Genomic DNA, 16,476 nt, shown 5'->3' on the forward strand with positions numbered 1-16,476 from the left:
TCTCTATATTTATAAATTATGATTTGAATCAACCGAATTTAGAGCCAACTCAAATTTCTCTATATTTCTTTCAACAAATACCAATACTTCCGTTCTGCTGTACATATCAAGCTTACCGAATATATTTGAAATATGTTTCTTTACAGTACCTTCAGATACAAACAAGGCCTCTGCAATTTTTGCATTTGTATAGCCCTCTCTTAAAAGCAATGCAACTTCCAGTTCTCTTTTTGTCAAAGTCTCTATCTTTTTTTCTTCTTCCGTAAAGCTTCCCATATTGTCAACCAGATTTGAAGAGTAGAACTTTCCTCCCCTATCAACAACTTTGAGGCTATACATAATATCGTCTATAAACGCATCCTTTAATACATACGCATCTATCCCGAGGTTTTTTGCTTTTACAAAGTCGCTTTCACTTGAAGATGAAGTTATTACAAATGTCTTTATAGCTTTATCATGTCTTTGTACCCACTCCAAAAACTCAAATCCGCTCTCATTATGTAAATGCAAATCTACAAATGCTATGTCTATATGCTTGTGCTCTACCAAATCGATAGCTTCACCGACAGTGCCCGCCTGTAGAGTCTCCTCCTCAGGCTTATGAAGTTTTATAATTGATTCCAGTCCCTGTCTTGCAATAGGGTGATCGTCTAAAACAAGTACCATATTCCGTCCTCCTGTTATCTTGGTAAACTAAGTTTAACTCTAACGCCTTTTTTATCGTCATATACCACACTCAAATATCCTTTTAATAAAACGGCTATATTTCGCATATTTCTCAATCCGTTACCTTCTGAGAAGTTTTTATCCTCTCTTGAAAAACCTGTTCCGTCATCTTCTATCAAAAGCTCTACAGTATCGGATTGCATTTTTAATTCTATATTTATATTTTTTGACTTGCCATGTTTTATAGCATTATTCACAGCCTCACATGCAACTCTGTATAGAGCTATCTTTTGCGCTATCTTTATATAATCCGCTTCTTCATCCAAATTTAAATTTATCTTTACATCATTAAGCCTTTCAAGTTCCTCCATATATGCATATAGCGCATGAATAAATGTATTTATATTATCCTTGAATCTTTTTCCGTAGATACTTTCTCTAAGTTCCGCCATCGTGCTCTCCACTGATTTTTTCAGCATCTGTATAGACTCTATTATCTCACCTTTTTCTATGGACTGCTCCGACATCTTTGCCTTGCTTTCCAAAACCGCCAGATTACAGGTGATTCCGAAAAGTTTTTGTATTACCGTGTCATGTATTTCATTTGCTATACGATTTTGTTCCTCTACAGCTACATATCTTTCTATTTGGGCGTAGGTATCCAGATTATTGAATACCGTCTTTATCAACTGTAAGTAGAAATCCTTTCCGTCATCATGCAACTCCGATGCGCGCCTTATCAAAATACCGCTTAGATAATCAGACTCTCCTATTTTTATTAATTCATAAGTATTACCGTCCGACTCTATATTTAATACTTCGATATTCTCACCATTACCGGAATCTTCATATTGAAACTTTGCCTTTGCCGATATATCATCATATACATCTTTTTCAATACCGCAGCTCTCTATAATCTCAGGAAAATCATCACGTTCAAATTTTACAAGCACAAATTCCCGATACAAATTGTTATTTCTAAGCAGCATTGACAGCTTTTCCATGATTTTTTTCGGATCCGTCATTGCAAAAAGTCCAAAGCTTTCACTCAGCTCCGTCAACATTACAAAGGCATAATTGCTAAGTTCTTTTTCTTTATTCAACTCCGTATTCAAGCTTTCAAGTTCTTCATTTTGCTTTCCTATGTATGCTACATAATAACGGATTATATAAAACTCACACATAAGCATACCCATGCCCAGAATGATATTGATATCCTGATAAGACGAATTTTCTATACTCTTTCCGGCTATGGCACAAAATAAACACCAGATACATGCAATGAATGTCACTGTGATATTTTTGTCTAAAGCAACCATCAATAAAATACAGTTGACTTCATACCACAAATACGGACTGTTAAATCCTCCGCTAAGAAATATAAATATCCCATAAGCAAATACTTCCAAAACGAACATAATCCTAAAGTGCATTCTGTTCTCACAGACCTTTTTATACAACCAGCAACTTAATGCACATGAGACTGACATTCCCAAAAAAATAATCAGATTTATATTCTCTTTGTTATATACCGAAACCGAAATATAAAATACTGTTGATATTATAAAAGCCGCTATTCTCCACAATACGTTTATATTTATATATGTGGAGCATTCTTTTCCACCCATTAAACCGTTCCCCTGCACAGCCCCTAGAGCCGTCTATTAAAATTTATTTAATTTATGATTTAAACTTTCTATTACTTTCTTATTATATATCACTATAAGATATATATCTAGTAAAACTTTTTTGGTAATAGTCACATGTCGAAAAGTTTGTATTGCAATAAAAAAGAGTTCCGTGATTTTATAAAAATCACGGAACTCTTTTTACTTGAATTATCTGTTCATATCATATGAAATAAATGCGTCCACCTTCTCTTTAGAAGGGCTTCCTTCATCAAATTCATTTGTAAGAAATGCATATATCAACTCTTCTCTGAGCTTTTCTCCAATAGTAAATGCACCCATACATGCTATATTGGCATTATTACTCAATACAGCTCTTTTGGCAGAATAAATATCTGAAATCAAAGCAGCATATGCTCCCTTTACTTTATTTGCAGCAATGGACATCCCCAAACCGGTACCACATAGCAGTATACCTCTATCAAATTTTTTATTGGCAACCTGTTCTGCTACTTCTATCGCAACATTTGCATATATTGCATCATCACTTCCAAAATCTGTAACTTCACCCAAATCGCTTTTTTTTATAAATTCTATTAATCTATATTTCTCTTCAACAGCATTTGGATCTGAACCTATAGCTATTTTCATCATCTATACCTCCAATTTCCCTTCAACAAATTCTCTCATGCCTTGTATTATCAAATATACTGATGTTGCTCCTGCATCTTGGAATCCAACTGCCCTCTCGCCTAAAGACTTAGCTCTTCCAAATTTAGCCACATATTTCTTTGTGTTTTCTACACCTGTTCTTGCAGCTTCCTCAGCAGCTACAAGCATTTCTAATAACCCTTTATCGGCATTATTCTTCATTGTTATAACTACAGGATGCAATGCATCTACCATTGTTTTATCGCCAAGCCCTGCATGCCCTATCTCAACCACGGAATTTAAACTCTTTTCTTCCATATCAGCCAAATCAAATGCTGTTAAAGATGCTTTTGGTGCCATATCTTTAGCACCCGCTAAATACATACTTCCAAAAATCACTCCTGAAGCACCACCCATTGACATCAACATAGCATTACCTGCTTCTTCAAACAATTTATATACACTGTCTACACCATTTAGTTTATGTAATACTTTTTTTACTTCTTCCATTCCAAGCGCCATGCCTATACCATGGTCACCATCTCCTATCTTACTGTCTACTTCTGTCAAATATGGCTTATTGGATATTATTTTATTTGCAATGTAAAGTAACATATTTTTTGTATCACTTACATTTAGTGTTTCCAATACACCGGATTTACTTCTTTCAATTGACTCATTTTCAACATTTTCATTTTTCACTTCAAAGAAATTTTCGCTATCATCAGACTCGGTTATCTGATTTACATAACTTCCCTTAGCATAATATGGTGAGAAACATGGCATATCATAGTATTTTTTAAGTTCTTCATCTATTCTGAATACAGAAATTGAAAATCCTCCCATTTCCATACATGTACAATAAGAACCTATATCTGCATCATGTACCTTTAAACCATCTTTATGCATAAGTCTATATAAATTATAATAAACTATATTTAATTCAAATAATGGCGTGGATCCGAGACCATTGATAAGGACACAAATCTCGTCTCCTTTTTTCAGGTCCATCTCTTTTTTTATTTCACTATACATCCTGTCTACTATGGTCTCAGCATCTACAAGTTTTGTTCTTTCAATTCCGGGCTCACCATGTAATCCCATTCCGTATTCCATCTCATCATCTTCAAGCTCAAATGTTGGTTTATCATTTCCCGGAAGTGTTGCAGGACTTGTTGCTAACCCGATAGTACTCACATTATCTCTTGCTTTTGAAGTAATCCTATGAACTTCCTCTAAAGATTCACCGGCGTCCGCTGCCGCACCGGCTATCTTAAATACAAATACATCTCCTGCAATTCCTCTTCTATCATATTTTCTTTCTTTGGGTGCGGATGAGAAATCATCTTGTACCCTTACGTTCTTCGTCTTAATACCTACACTATTACATAAATCTTCAGCCATATCGAAATTCAGGTTATCACCGGCATAACATCCGTATATAAACAGAACGCCTTTTCTCTGGTCCACCTCTTTAGCTGTATCAAAAATCAACTTAGGATTTGGGGATGCACAAATATTTCCACATGCTACGGCATCTGCCAAACCTGCTCCACAATATCCTATAAAAAGTGGCTCATGTCCGCTTCCACCACCTATAACGATGGCAACCTTATCTTTTCTATGCCCTTTATATATAATAGAATTCTCATCTACCGGCTTTTTATAATATCTATTATAAGCATATACATATCCGGACAACATTTCTTTAACTGAATTACCAATATCTTTATTCAAAATTTTTTTTGACATATATTACTCCACATTCCTATGTCTCTTTGACATATCCTCAAATGTTAAATCACAACTGTCTACTATCATCATTACTACCATATCAAGTACAATAAATAAAGTTTGTTCAAATAGGTTTCCCATTGGCTGAATCGATTCTACAACTTTATCTCTACCTCTATAAACACTTGCCGGAACGAATAGTACATCATCTGCCAGTTCTTTTACAGCACTCCCCGATTTCGATCCGGTAATCATATATATGTATCCGCCATTTTCTTTTGCCTTTTGGCAAATATACCTTATATGTCCAATCTCACCGTCTCCTAATGTAGCAATGAGCAAATCTCCTTTATTTATAGAAGGTGTAGTATCATCCCATATCCAATGTATCTCTTTTCCCATATGCATGAGTCTCATAGCAAACGCTCTGGTTGCCATTCCCTCTCTACCCACACCAATTAAAAATATCCTATTATATTTTTTTACTGTATCTATAAATCTATATAAGTCTTTTTCATCCAAACTTTCATATACTCTTCGGTGCTCTTGTAAAATATCCTCATATAACTTTTTATATTCCATAGTTTACACTCCAAGATTCTTATGTAAGAAGTCCATTGTTTTTTTCATGTTTTCAAAAACAATTTCATCCTTTTCTTCATAAGCTGTAACAACTTCCAAATATTGATAAATGTCATCCAAACCGGACTTTTTTGTGGCCTCTAAGATTTTCTCCGGCGTTATTATTCCATTTGGATTTGTAAAATCCCAATGCCTATCATATAGTCCATCTGTTTGTTGTAAATGTATTCCACCTATATGTTTTTTACATTTTCCAAACCATATATCAATATCTGCTTCTTCTTTTAACAACGGATTAAATAATGCATGTCCCCAATCAATCAATAACTTATATGGTATACTGCTTCCCGACAAATCTTCCATAAGTTTCAATGATGCTCCGGGTGAGTGCGGAAACTCTGTTTCCAATGGAGTTGCTTCTATTTGTATCTCTTTTATTCCGCTTTCGGAAGCATATTCTGCCAAAACAAACAAGTATTCCAACAACTCCTTATATGCTTCCTCCCTTAATTTACTGTCGTATGAAACTTTATTTGACATACCGCCTACAGGACTTCCAATAATATCTGTACCAAGTTCAAGTGAAACATCTACAGCTCTTTTAAAGTATTCTAACGCCAAATTTCTCTGTTCTTTTATCGGGCCCAAGAAATGTGGAAATGTGTATGCGGCATTTCCTGCAAAATTACTGTCTATCACCAATCCAAAGCTATTAAAAGCATCTCTGTACTGCCTGGCAATGCTGTTTCTTTCTTTTTCACTCCACCATGGGTCTATAAAGTCCCATGAGAATTGTATATGATCTATATTAAAGTCTTCTTTACATATTTTTGCTAATATTTCAGGTTCCATCCACCTTTTTACAGCAAACGATAAGTTTAAACCCAGCTTCATGATCTTGCCCTTCTTTCTCTAATTATTTCCATTATAGAACTGAAAGAAATTGCAAGAACCACTACTATTCCACTTACTGCTTGCTGCCAATATGCATTTACTCCAAATAATACTATCATATTTGATATTATGCTTATAATAGCTGCACCTATTAATGCACCGGCCGGATTTCCAATACCTCCATTTAATGAAACACCACCTATAACTGATGCTGCAATTGAGTTCATTGGCCAGCTTTCACCTAATGTAGACTGTGCGGAGCCAAGTCTGCAAACGTACAACAATCCTGCCAATGACGATATCAAACCAACTGCAACGTAAATGAACACCCTTATTTTATCTACTTTTATACCCAAAATAGTTGCCGCTTCTCTTGAGTTACCTATAGCATATATATATCTACCTGTTTTAGTTTTCTTTACTAAAAATAACACAAGTAGCAATACTATTATACAAAAGATAAATGGCATAGGCACAATACCAAGGCTTCCTTTGCCTAAAAACTGAATTTGCTCCGGTATTCCTGTTATTGCCTTTCCCTTCGTTAAGACCAAGTTTATTCCACCATAAACTCCCTGCATACCTATTGTGGCAACCATTGAATTTAATCTAAGCTTTGTTATAATAAGTCCGTTTAGTAATCCAAAAAATATTCCAAATATTAAACCACATATAAGAGCTAACCAAGGATTTATTTTTGCATAAATCATAAGCATTCCTGATAATATTCCACATAAGGTTGCTATCTTTCCAACTGATAAATCAAGTTCTCCCACTAAAAGTAATAAAGATTGTGCAATACCTATCATACCTATTATAGCCAGATCTCTTAGTAAAGACTGAATATTATATACATCCAGAAAATATGGAGATCCTATACATGCAATAACAAACATTATAATTAAAACCATTCCGATGGCAGTCATATTGCTACGCTTAAATATATTTAAAATGCTATTTTTATTTTTCATCACTTGTCACCTGTTTAACCTTATTTAATCCTATTATCGCTCCAAGTAGAGTTCTATCATCAGTTGATGCATCATATTCTCCTGCATTGTGGCCATCATAAAGAGCTATGATTCTATTGGAACACTTCATTATTTCTTCCATTTCCGAAGATATCATTATTATTCCTATTTGTTCCTCTTCTGCTAACCTTTTCATCAATTTATATATTTCAATCTTAGTTCCAACATCTATTCCTTTTGTCGGCTCATCAAATACTAAAACTTTAGGTTTTGCATTCATGGATCTTCCGATAATTACTTTTTGTTGATTTCCTCCACTTAAGAATTGTATCTGCTTATCTGCATCAGGAGTTTTTATATCATATAATTTAATTATATCATCCGCCAAGTCTTGCTCTTTTGTTCTTGAAAGGCCAAGACCCGACCTTAAACTGTCTAAAGCAGTAATTGATATATTTTCTCTAATTGAAAGCATCGGAAGAATTCCATCTTTTTTTCTTTCTTCCGGTAAATAAATATACCCTTTAGACACGCTCCAATTACTATCACCCTTTTTCCAAGGTTCACCTTCAAATATGATTTCACCGGAATATATAGGTAGTATTCCCAGAATAGCTTGCATTAACTCGCTCCTTCCGGCTCCTACCAAACCTGTAAATCCGAGTATCTCCCCTCTTCTCAAATTAAAACTGACATCATGGAATCTTTCACCACTCAGTTTTTTTACTTCCATAATATTTTCATTGCTAACTTTTTCTGAATAAAACTTCTGATCAAGCACTTTTTCTCTACCTGTCATCTGCTTTACTATCCAGCTATCATCGACTTCGCTTATCTTTGCATATGATATCCTCTTACCATTTCTAAATACTGTAATTACATCACATAACTCAAATATTTCTTCAAGTTTATGAGAAATAAAAACAACAGCTTTATTCTCACTTGCTATCCTTTTAACAATATCAAATAATATTCTGGTGTCCTTAACAGTAAGGCTGGTGGTAGGTTCGTCCAACATAAGAACTTCATAATCTACATTCGATACGGCTCTTGCAATTTGAAGTAACTGCTGTGATGATACTGAAATATCTCTCACCAAGTCACTTGGACTTACCGGTATATTAAACTTCTCTAAAATAGGTAACGCTTTTTTCCCTAATTCTCCTTGATTTATTGTGCCCTTAATATCAAATTTTTCAAAAGGCATAAACAAGTTTTCTGCAACAGTCATATGTTTAAACAGATCTATCTCTTGCGGTACATACGCAACCTTTTTAAATAAGTCCTTATTTTTTATTGCATTTCTTCCTTCTACTAAAACTTCTCCTTCTTCAGGTGTATATACTCCTGTAAGGCATTTTATCAATGTACTCTTTCCGGCTCCGTTTTCTCCTATTACTGCATGTATTTCTCCAGGTTCAAATGAAATATCTACTGAGTCCAGAGCCAAAACCCCAGGAAATTTTTTACTTATATTTTTTGCTTCTAATACTGACACATTGACCTCTTTTTATAATTTTTGGTATTAAAAAAGACCCATGAGCCAATTAATTAGCCATAGGTCTCATATCTTCTACATTTTATTCTATTTTCCTGATACTATTTGTTTCCACTCATCTATATTTGTAGCATCAATATAGCCAATTCCTGTATCAATCTTCTTTGGAATTTCCATACCATTTGCTTTTTGCCACATCATAAGAACTGCGTATTCTCCCTGCATCTGTGGCATTGTTGATGATGTAGCTTGAATAGTATTTGGTACATAATCTAATATCTCAATAAGATTATCCATAGCTACGAACTTAACTGTACCTGACTTACCTGCTTCCTCTATAGCTGCTGCTATACCGGAACCACCGGCATCACAGTTTAAGAATCCTGCCAAATCAGGATTTGCGGCCAAAACTGCTGCTGCTTGAGTCTTTGCAGTTTCTATACTGTCATTATCAATTCCACCATCAATAACTTCAATATTAGGATACTTTTTCAATGCTTCTAAATGTGCTTTATATCTCTCTGCATGATTTGGAGCCGATGGTGCACCTTGCATAACTGCAACTTTTCCCTTCTCGCCGATCAACTCTGCCAGTTTATCTGCAGCAATTGTAGCTTGCTCCGAAAAATCATTTCCAACGCTTGTCAAATTACTTCCTTCCGGAGTTGGTGCATCAAAAAGTATTACCGGAATGCCTCTAGCCTCTATCTCCTCAATAACTGCCTTACTGCCCTCATAATCTACCGGGTCAAGGCAAATCCCATCCGGATGAGTTGCAGCCGCCTGCTCAAGTGTTGAGTTCTGCTCAGTCACATCTGCATTCTCAGGTGCGCGATAATCAATTGTTATTTTTCTTCCTGTTTGTGCTGAGAGCATATCTGCTTGTTTCTTAGCACCTATATTTACTTGATCAAACCATGCATGTACAGTCTTTGGAACTATAACAAATGTCATATCTTTGCCCTCACCTGTAGCTGTTTGAGCAGCTTCGGTGTTAGCCCCTGTATTTTCTACCTTGCCCCCTGTATTTGAGCATCCTGCAAGAAGTGTGAATGTCAAACAACAACCAACGATTGCTCCCAAAATTCTTCTCTTCATTACTACCTCCCTACGTACTGTTTTATTTATATACAATATACTTATAATATCACTCTAAAACAATGTGAATAAACAAAGAATTTGTGTGAGTAATTCAAGATAGTTTATCTTTTATATACATATAATTTCATCTGAAATGTCTTCCATATACTCAGTCCTTGATTTTATTACTATTACTGTCGTCCCCGCTTTAGCAAATTTTTTCAGATAATTTTTAATCAACGACAATCCATAGTTATCACAATATATAAACGGCTCAAATATAATAAAAACCTTTGGTCTAAAAATAAGCCATCTTTCCAGTGAAACACATATCTTTTGGTTTACATCTAATGCACTCACCAAATCCGACTTATTTATATCCTTAGATTTTAATTCTTCAAATATAACCCTTTTTAATTCATATTGATTTATTAAATAATTAAGATTAGATATTTTGTTCAAAGAAGGTAATAAAAGATTATCTTCTATACTCATATTTTCAGCCAAAAAATCTCTCTCTCCTATCCCATCAACGGAAATTATTTTCTTCTCAATTAAATCTTGTACACGTATAACTTTTTGATAGTATCCTTCTATAAAATATTTTTTATCTCTATTATTAACTCCGGATATAGCCTCAAAAAATTTATATCTATTATTATGATCTTCTATTATAAAGCTATATACCTTTCCCTTTGAAAAACTATATGTTTCAATATTTTTACCGAAGAAATTCCCACTTACCGAATATACTTCATCATTACTATGTAATCTATTATATGTATATACACTACTTAAACTACTTATTTTTTCATTCATAGTACTTCCAACTATAAAATTATATAATTTATCTATACCTTCGATACTATCTTTTCTACATACTTTTACTATGCAACCCTTCTTGAAACAAACAAATATATCAGAACATTTATATGAAGCCATTTGTGAATATGTATTCAATATTATTGTCATATCCTCTTTCATATTTGTTTTAATCCATTTTGAGAATAGTTCTATATATTCATATTTCATATTTGTAAACTCATCTTCAATTATCACAATCTTCTTATTTAGAATAATTGCTCTTATAAATTCTATCTGATACCTTGTCAGGACACCCAACTCCCCTACTTTTTTACTACCTGAAATATCTAACCCAAAATCTCCTAAAACCACCTCTATTCTCTTTATCATATTTCTTAAGTTATTTTTACTTAAGAACCATTTTCCCTCTCTCAAATATATATATTCAGCCACGGTCCAATCATCTATTATCTTGTTTTGTAATGAGAATATGTATATATACTCTTTAATTTTTTTTGCACTATTCAATAGTTTATTATCAACAAAAAACACTCCTTCATATTTCTTCTCGTCAATGTTGCCTTTAATAATCTTCAGAAAAATATCTCTGCCTGAATAATCTAAACCCGCAAGAGAATATATCATTCCACCAAAAAAAGATATTGAAGCATTATATAGTTTCCCCATGCTTTCTTTTTTCAAACTCAAATTTTTTACCTGAAACAAGATTTTCATCATAACTCATCCTCATAAGCTTTCAGCTGTATCGGTAGCAATATTTCAACATCTGTTCCTTGTCCAAAACTGCTATACACCGTTAACCCATAATCCTCTCCATACAGTAAATTAATTCTTTTATGTATATTAGGTAAAGCGATTCCTGTATTATTTGAATTGGGATTATCTACTAACTTTCTATAGTCTCCTTCAAATATTCTTCTATTAAGTTCTTTTAGTTCCTCTACCTTCATTCCCCTTCCGTTGTCCATTATCATAATCATTAAATATTTTTCAATTAAGTTCACTTCTATCCTTACAACACCACCGTTACGTACTCCTTCAAGACCATGATAAATTGCATTTTCTACTATAGGTTGCAGAATAAGCCTTGGAACATAGCAATCATATACGTTTATGTCCTCTTCCCCTACTTCTATCTCCAAGTGAAATCGTCCCCTAAATCTATATTCCTGTATCTTCATATAGTTCTTAACATTTTCCAACTCATCTCTTAACCTGGACATATTTCCATTTTTACTTATACTATATCTAAAAAAAGATCCTAATGTCGCTATCATATCTGCAACATTATCATCATCATTACATAATGCTTCTCCTCTTATTGAATCTAGCGTATTATATAGAAAATGAGGATTTATTTGACTTTGTAATGCTGTCAATTCAGTTTGTTTATTAAAAATTTCAACGATATTTTTTTTGATTTTTTCATTTGTATATTTTTCTATATAATTTATCAGTTCATTACAAAAATCATTTTCCTTCAAATTATCCTCAAATACATCATTCATTGTATTTAACAGTCTTGAATATTCCAAAAAGGTTTTTAATAAATATAAAAAAACAGCAATTAGTATAAGTTCTTTGGTTATTTTAAAAAACACATTTGTACTATAGATGATTTCAGCAACACTAAGAACTATAGCAATACCCACCATACATACAATTTTAATAAAAAATCTCATATGGCTCCCTCTAAGAATGTATCTTTCTATACAAAGCCGGCTTTATTCCCACCGTCTTTTCAAATAGTTGGCTAAAGTATCTGGTATCTTTATAACCCACCTCACTCCCTATTGCTGCAATAGTATAATTTGTTTCTATTAATAAACTTTTCGCAGCATCTATCCTTACTTTTATCAGATATGAAGAGAAGTTTAACCCAATTTCCTTTTTAAATAAACTACCCAAGTATATCGGGTTTAGATCTACTATCTCTGCCATATCTTCAATAGTGATTTTTTCCCTATAATTGTCTTTAATATATGAAATCATAGTTCTTATAGGTTTTAATACCCGACCTTCCGATTTGCTTTTTATATATTCCAAGCAATCTAATACATATTTTAATATAACTTTTTTACAATCGCTTAAATTACAACATGAATTAAGCAGCGATAATGCATCTCTATACTCTTCCTCTATTTTTTCATCACTATAATCTTTAAATAGCCCATAAATCCGGTCATATATTTGATAAACAATATCCTCATTTTGTCCATCAGATATCTTTCTAAAAATCTCAGATAATATATACTTTATTTTTTCTATATCGAATGATTCCATACCTTTTTTTAATTCATCATTATATTCATTCATTATATCTACATATTCATTAGATGAATTTACCCTATTTAAGTCCTCAAAATATATGACCCTATTAATTCCAATACTTAATCTTTTTTCTACAGTATAACGCGCTTCATTAATTGATATTTTTATATCATTTAGCTCGCTCTTTTCATTACCTACTCCTATGGTTGCACGGTATCTTTCAAATCCTATTAAATATTCATTTATTTTGCTTAGAATAGCATTTAGTATACTCCCTATAGACTTTGCTTCTTCCATGCTATAGTTAAATAAAAAGAATATATTCATAAATTCCTTATTACACCCTATGACTTCTCCCACATTTACCTCGAGGATTTTATTTACTATATCAACCACCTTGGCTACCGTTATACTATCCTGTCTTTTATAAACCTGGTCTATATTCTCATAATCCAACTTTATATTTATGGCTCTAAACAGCCTTGAATCTTTATTTAGAAAAATACTGTTATCATAATCATTATTTTCTATCATATCTTTCAAAATACTTGATTTAATTATCTTTTTACTATTCTCAACTGTTTCTATAAGTCTTTTTTCTCTGGCTTCTTTGTTTTCAATTTCGCCAAGTATATTTATAACATCATCCAGAGCTTCGCTTAAGTCATCTTTATTTATAGGTTTTAGTACATAATGATCTATACCGTATTTCATTGCTTCTCTGGCATACTCAAACTCACGATATCCGCTTATGATAATATATTGAATTTTATTTGAAGTATCTCTTGTCTCCCTGATAAGATCCAGTCCTGAGACTCCGGGCATTCTTATATCGGTTATAACTATATCAGGAGTATTATTCTTAATGAAATTTATTGCATCTTCTCCATTGTCTAAAATACTCACACACTCTAAATTTTTCTCGTCCCATGCAATTAATTTATATATTAATTTACCAATAAAATATTCATCGTCTACAATTAATACTTTCTTCTTTTCCATAATGCCTAACCACCAAAATGTATATTAAATCCTTACCTATACTATAAGTATATCATAATCTAACATAAGTATATATTAATATGTATATTATGAAATATAGGCTATCACCTTATTATGATAGCCTATATCCCATATTATTAATCTGTTTTTAGTTTTTATACTTCTATATATAACAATCAAACATACATTAAGTATATATTACATCACCTTTTTATTATGTTTTTTTAATGTATCTATGCTTTTAAATATAAGGGACGAAAACTGTTCCGCATTCCAAGCACTTCTTCCTACAAATAATCCATCAATATACTCTTGTGTAATTAATGAATCAGCATTCTGAGGATTAACACTACCACCATACAACACCGGAATTTCAAGTCCACATTCTCCAAAAATATCTATCAGACATTCTTTTATCACTTTATGTTTAGAATTAGCGTATTCCTCTGATGCCGGCTTACCATTTACTCCAATTGCCCAAACAGGTTCATAAGCAATCCAAATTTTTTTAACTTCTTCTTTTCTTACACAATGAAGTCCCTTTATAAGTTGACTACGAAGCACCTCATTGCTTATACCAAACTCCTTCTCATTCTCTGTTTCTCCAATACATAAAAGCATTGTAAAACCATGCTTTAAACCACAAAGAACCTTTTTATTCTCCTCTTCATCTGTTTCCCTAAATACATGCCTTCTCTCTGAATGGCCTACCATCACAAGTTTTACACTTATCTCATCAAGCATACGTGGTGAAATTTCGCCTGTGTACTGTCCTTCTTCCTCCCATCCCATATTTTGTGCACCTATTCTTATTTTATCCTGTGAAACAGAATTAGTTGCACTTGGTAAAGATATATATGAAGGAATAACAAAAAATTCATACTCTTCTCTATTTATTAATTCAGTTCCTTTCTCTAATTCCTTCAAATAATCTACAGTCTGTTGTATGTTTTTATACATTTTTAAGTTCGTTCCAAAATATACTTTTTTCATAAGCTTATATCCTCTTTTTCATTATCATAATATAATTAAAATAAAAGTAGAATAATTATATTTATTAAATTTAGTATCACTATTATTCAGCGAATTTTTCCACGCTAAACTTTTCAATATCTACAGCATTCAGATATCTCTGTGTAAAGGTCTTAAATCCTTCCACATCCTTTTCATCAGCCATAATTTCACTTCCGGTGTTTTTGTCAAAAATCTTATTAGACAGGAACTCATCTAAGCTGTACTTATCCGCCTGACTGACATATAATGCCAACAATGCTATTCCCCACGCACCGCCTTCACTTGCAGTATCAAGCACTTCTACAGGAGCATTGATAGCTGCAGAAAGGTATCTTTGTCCGACTCCTTTTGTTTTGAACAGTCCTCCATGTCCCATCATTTTCTCTATCTTTACATTCTCTTTCTCTGTTAAGATATCAAGCCCCACTTTAACTGCTGTAAGTGAGCTGTATAAATGTGCTCTCATAAAGTTTGCCAGATTGAACTCACTCTTAGGGCTTCGTAAAAATAAAGGTCTTCCTTCATTTAGCTTCGTAATACCCTCTCCTGAAAAATATCCGAATGACATCAGATTGCCACAGTCGGGACTACCGTTTAATGAATTTGTATAGAGTTTTTCAAACAATTCTCCATCTGAAATATTTATACCGAAAAGCTTTGAAAATTCTCTAAATAAGCCAACCCAGGCATTCAAATCACTTGTACCGTTATTTGCATGTGACATAGCCACAGGATATCCGTCCGGTGTAGTCACCATGTCTATTTCCTCATAGTAATCATTAAGTTTCTTATCAAGTACAAGCATTGCAAACATACTTGTACCTGCAGACATATTTCCTGTGCCTTTTTTAATAGAGTTGGTCGCTACCATTCCTGTACCTGCATCACCCTCCGGTGGGCAAAGTATACTTCCCTCTTGTAAGTCACCGTCTTTATCTAAAAGACTTGCACCCAACTTTGTGAGTACTCCGGCTCTTTGCCCTGCCGGCATTACCTTTGGCAATATCTCTCTTATCTTCCATGGAAATTTGTACTCTGCAATCTTTTCTTCAAAAATATCAAGCATTGATGCATCATAATCCATAGCCGTTGAATCTATGGGGAATATTCCGGAAGCATCGCCTATACCTATGTTCTTTTCACCCGTAAGCATGTAGTGAATATATGATGACAATGTTGTAACAAAATTAAGCTTCTCTACATGCTCTTCTTTATCAAGTATTCTCTGATACAGATGTGCTATTGTCCATCTGAGCGGAATATTGAACTTAAAGCTTTCACTTAAATCCTTTGCAGCTTCTTCGGTATTTGAGTTTCTCCAAGTTTGAAAAGGAGCAAGCAAATTCATATCCTTATCAAATGCCATATATCCATGCATCATAGCACTTATACCCATGTATTTTATCTGCTTTATAGTCACTCCATACTTCTCTTTTATATCTGACTTTATACTTGTATAACAGCTTGAAAGTCCTAAGAGTATCTCATCAAGAGGATATGTCCAAATGCCCTCTATAAAGCTGTTTTCCCAATCATGTATACCTGTTCCCAGTACTTCTCCGTTTTCATCAGTCAATACAGCTTTTATTCTTGTAGAGCCGAACTCAATTCCTAAGAATATATCTCCGGCTTCTATTATCTTTTTTACTTCCATATTCCC

General features: G+C 33.3%; 14 protein-coding genes. All 14 read right to left on the bottom strand.

Annotated features, from left to right (window positions below; genetic code table 11):
* Nucleotides 1-9 precede the first annotated feature (9 nt).
* On the bottom strand, nucleotides 10-666 hold the full coding sequence (locus tag HMPREF1140_RS07510) for a response regulator transcription factor (RefSeq protein WP_009663251.1): 657 nt from the start codon (nucleotides 664-666) through the stop codon (nucleotides 10-12).
* A 14-nt stretch (nucleotides 667-680) separates the two neighbouring features.
* Nucleotides 681-2,294: a sensor histidine kinase gene (locus HMPREF1140_RS07515; RefSeq protein WP_009663216.1), complete on the bottom strand. Its 1,614-nt coding sequence runs from the start codon at nucleotides 2,292-2,294 to the stop codon at nucleotides 681-683.
* Nucleotides 2,295-2,504: 210 nt separating this feature from the next.
* Nucleotides 2,505-2,948, bottom strand: coding sequence for an RpiB/LacA/LacB family sugar-phosphate isomerase (locus tag HMPREF1140_RS07520; protein ID WP_009663386.1), 444 nt, complete (start codon nucleotides 2,946-2,948; stop codon nucleotides 2,505-2,507).
* Nucleotides 2,949-4,697 carry a dihydroxyacetone kinase subunit DhaL gene (dhaL, locus tag HMPREF1140_RS07525; protein ID WP_009663320.1) on the bottom strand — a complete coding sequence of 583 codons (1,749 nt, stop codon included), beginning with the start codon at nucleotides 4,695-4,697 and terminating at the stop codon, nucleotides 2,949-2,951.
* A 3-nt stretch (nucleotides 4,698-4,700) separates the two neighbouring features.
* Entirely contained in the window at nucleotides 4,701-5,261 is a 561-nt protein-coding gene (gene hxlB / locus HMPREF1140_RS07530) for a 6-phospho-3-hexuloisomerase (protein ID WP_009663206.1), read from the bottom strand.
* A gap of 3 nt (nucleotides 5,262-5,264) precedes the next feature.
* Nucleotides 5,265-6,155: a sugar phosphate isomerase/epimerase family protein gene (locus tag HMPREF1140_RS07535; RefSeq protein WP_009663387.1), complete on the bottom strand. Its 891-nt coding sequence runs from the start codon at nucleotides 6,153-6,155 to the stop codon at nucleotides 5,265-5,267.
* The gene (locus HMPREF1140_RS07540; RefSeq protein ID WP_009663413.1) at nucleotides 6,152-7,126 is read right to left on the bottom strand and encodes an ABC transporter permease; all 975 of its coding nucleotides are present in this window, start codon (nucleotides 7,124-7,126) and stop codon (nucleotides 6,152-6,154) included. The genes HMPREF1140_RS07535 and HMPREF1140_RS07540 overlap by 4 nt, the downstream gene beginning before the upstream one ends.
* Complete coding sequence (locus HMPREF1140_RS07545) at nucleotides 7,116-8,624, bottom strand: sugar ABC transporter ATP-binding protein (RefSeq protein ID WP_009663233.1); 1,509 nt, start codon at nucleotides 8,622-8,624, stop codon at nucleotides 7,116-7,118. Before HMPREF1140_RS07545 ends, HMPREF1140_RS07540 begins: the two co-directional genes overlap by 11 nt.
* A gap of 87 nt (nucleotides 8,625-8,711) precedes the next feature.
* Nucleotides 8,712-9,722, bottom strand: a complete 1,011-nt coding sequence (locus tag HMPREF1140_RS07550) for a substrate-binding domain-containing protein (RefSeq protein ID WP_009663273.1) — start codon at nucleotides 9,720-9,722, stop codon at nucleotides 8,712-8,714.
* Between the two features lie 111 nt (nucleotides 9,723-9,833).
* On the bottom strand, nucleotides 9,834-11,246 hold the full coding sequence (locus tag HMPREF1140_RS07555; protein ID WP_009663349.1) for a hypothetical protein: 1,413 nt from the start codon (nucleotides 11,244-11,246) through the stop codon (nucleotides 9,834-9,836).
* Complete coding sequence (locus HMPREF1140_RS07560) at nucleotides 11,243-12,211, bottom strand: sensor histidine kinase (protein WP_009663175.1); 969 nt, start codon at nucleotides 12,209-12,211, stop codon at nucleotides 11,243-11,245. Before HMPREF1140_RS07560 ends, HMPREF1140_RS07555 begins: the two co-directional genes overlap by 4 nt.
* 10 nt (nucleotides 12,212-12,221) lie before the next feature.
* A complete protein-coding gene (locus HMPREF1140_RS07565) occupies nucleotides 12,222-13,802 on the bottom strand; it encodes a response regulator transcription factor (protein WP_009663227.1) in 1,581 nt (526 codons plus the stop codon).
* Nucleotides 13,803-14,000: 198 nt separating this feature from the next.
* Nucleotides 14,001-14,795: a triose-phosphate isomerase gene (locus HMPREF1140_RS07570; protein WP_009663355.1), complete on the bottom strand. Its 795-nt coding sequence runs from the start codon at nucleotides 14,793-14,795 to the stop codon at nucleotides 14,001-14,003.
* A gap of 82 nt (nucleotides 14,796-14,877) precedes the next feature.
* On the bottom strand, nucleotides 14,878-16,470 hold the full coding sequence (locus HMPREF1140_RS07575; RefSeq protein ID WP_009663308.1) for a xylulokinase: 1,593 nt from the start codon (nucleotides 16,468-16,470) through the stop codon (nucleotides 14,878-14,880).
* Between the last annotated feature and the right edge of the window lie 6 nt (nucleotides 16,471-16,476).

This window comes from Lachnoanaerobaculum sp. ICM7 (assembly GCF_000287675.1).
Taxonomy (GTDB): domain Bacteria; phylum Bacillota; class Clostridia; order Lachnospirales; family Lachnospiraceae; genus Lachnoanaerobaculum.

What these genes read in the sequence shown, in the direction of transcription:
- HMPREF1140_RS07565 (WP_009663227.1), bottom strand. Translation starts at nt 13,802, where the DNA reads ATGGAAAAGAAGAAAGTATTAATTGTAGACGATGAATATTTTATTGGT.
- dhaL (WP_009663320.1), bottom strand. Translation starts at nt 4,697, where the DNA reads ATGTCAAAAAAAATTTTGAATAAAGATATTGGTAATTCAGTTAAAGAA.
- hxlB (WP_009663206.1), bottom strand. Translation starts at nt 5,261, where the DNA reads ATGGAATATAAAAAGTTATATGAGGATATTTTACAAGAGCACCGAAGA.
- HMPREF1140_RS07540 (WP_009663413.1), bottom strand. Translation starts at nt 7,126, where the DNA reads ATGAAAAATAAAAATAGCATTTTAAATATATTTAAGCGTAGCAATATG.
- HMPREF1140_RS07570 (WP_009663355.1), bottom strand. Translation starts at nt 14,795, where the DNA reads ATGAAAAAAGTATATTTTGGAACGAACTTAAAAATGTATAAAAACATA.
- HMPREF1140_RS07535 (WP_009663387.1), bottom strand. Translation starts at nt 6,155, where the DNA reads ATGAAGCTGGGTTTAAACTTATCGTTTGCTGTAAAAAGGTGGATGGAA.
- HMPREF1140_RS07520 (WP_009663386.1), bottom strand. Translation starts at nt 2,948, where the DNA reads ATGATGAAAATAGCTATAGGTTCAGATCCAAATGCTGTTGAAGAGAAA.
- HMPREF1140_RS07515 (WP_009663216.1), bottom strand. Translation starts at nt 2,294, where the DNA reads ATGGGTGGAAAAGAATGCTCCACATATATAAATATAAACGTATTGTGG.
- HMPREF1140_RS07575 (WP_009663308.1), bottom strand. Translation starts at nt 16,470, where the DNA reads ATGGAAGTAAAAAAGATAATAGAAGCCGGAGATATATTCTTAGGAATT.
- HMPREF1140_RS07555 (WP_009663349.1), bottom strand. Translation starts at nt 11,246, where the DNA reads ATGATGAAAATCTTGTTTCAGGTAAAAAATTTGAGTTTGAAAAAAGAA.
- HMPREF1140_RS07550 (WP_009663273.1), bottom strand. Translation starts at nt 9,722, where the DNA reads ATGAAGAGAAGAATTTTGGGAGCAATCGTTGGTTGTTGTTTGACATTC.
- HMPREF1140_RS07560 (WP_009663175.1), bottom strand. Translation starts at nt 12,211, where the DNA reads ATGAGATTTTTTATTAAAATTGTATGTATGGTGGGTATTGCTATAGTT.
- HMPREF1140_RS07510 (WP_009663251.1), bottom strand. Translation starts at nt 666, where the DNA reads ATGGTACTTGTTTTAGACGATCACCCTATTGCAAGACAGGGACTGGAA.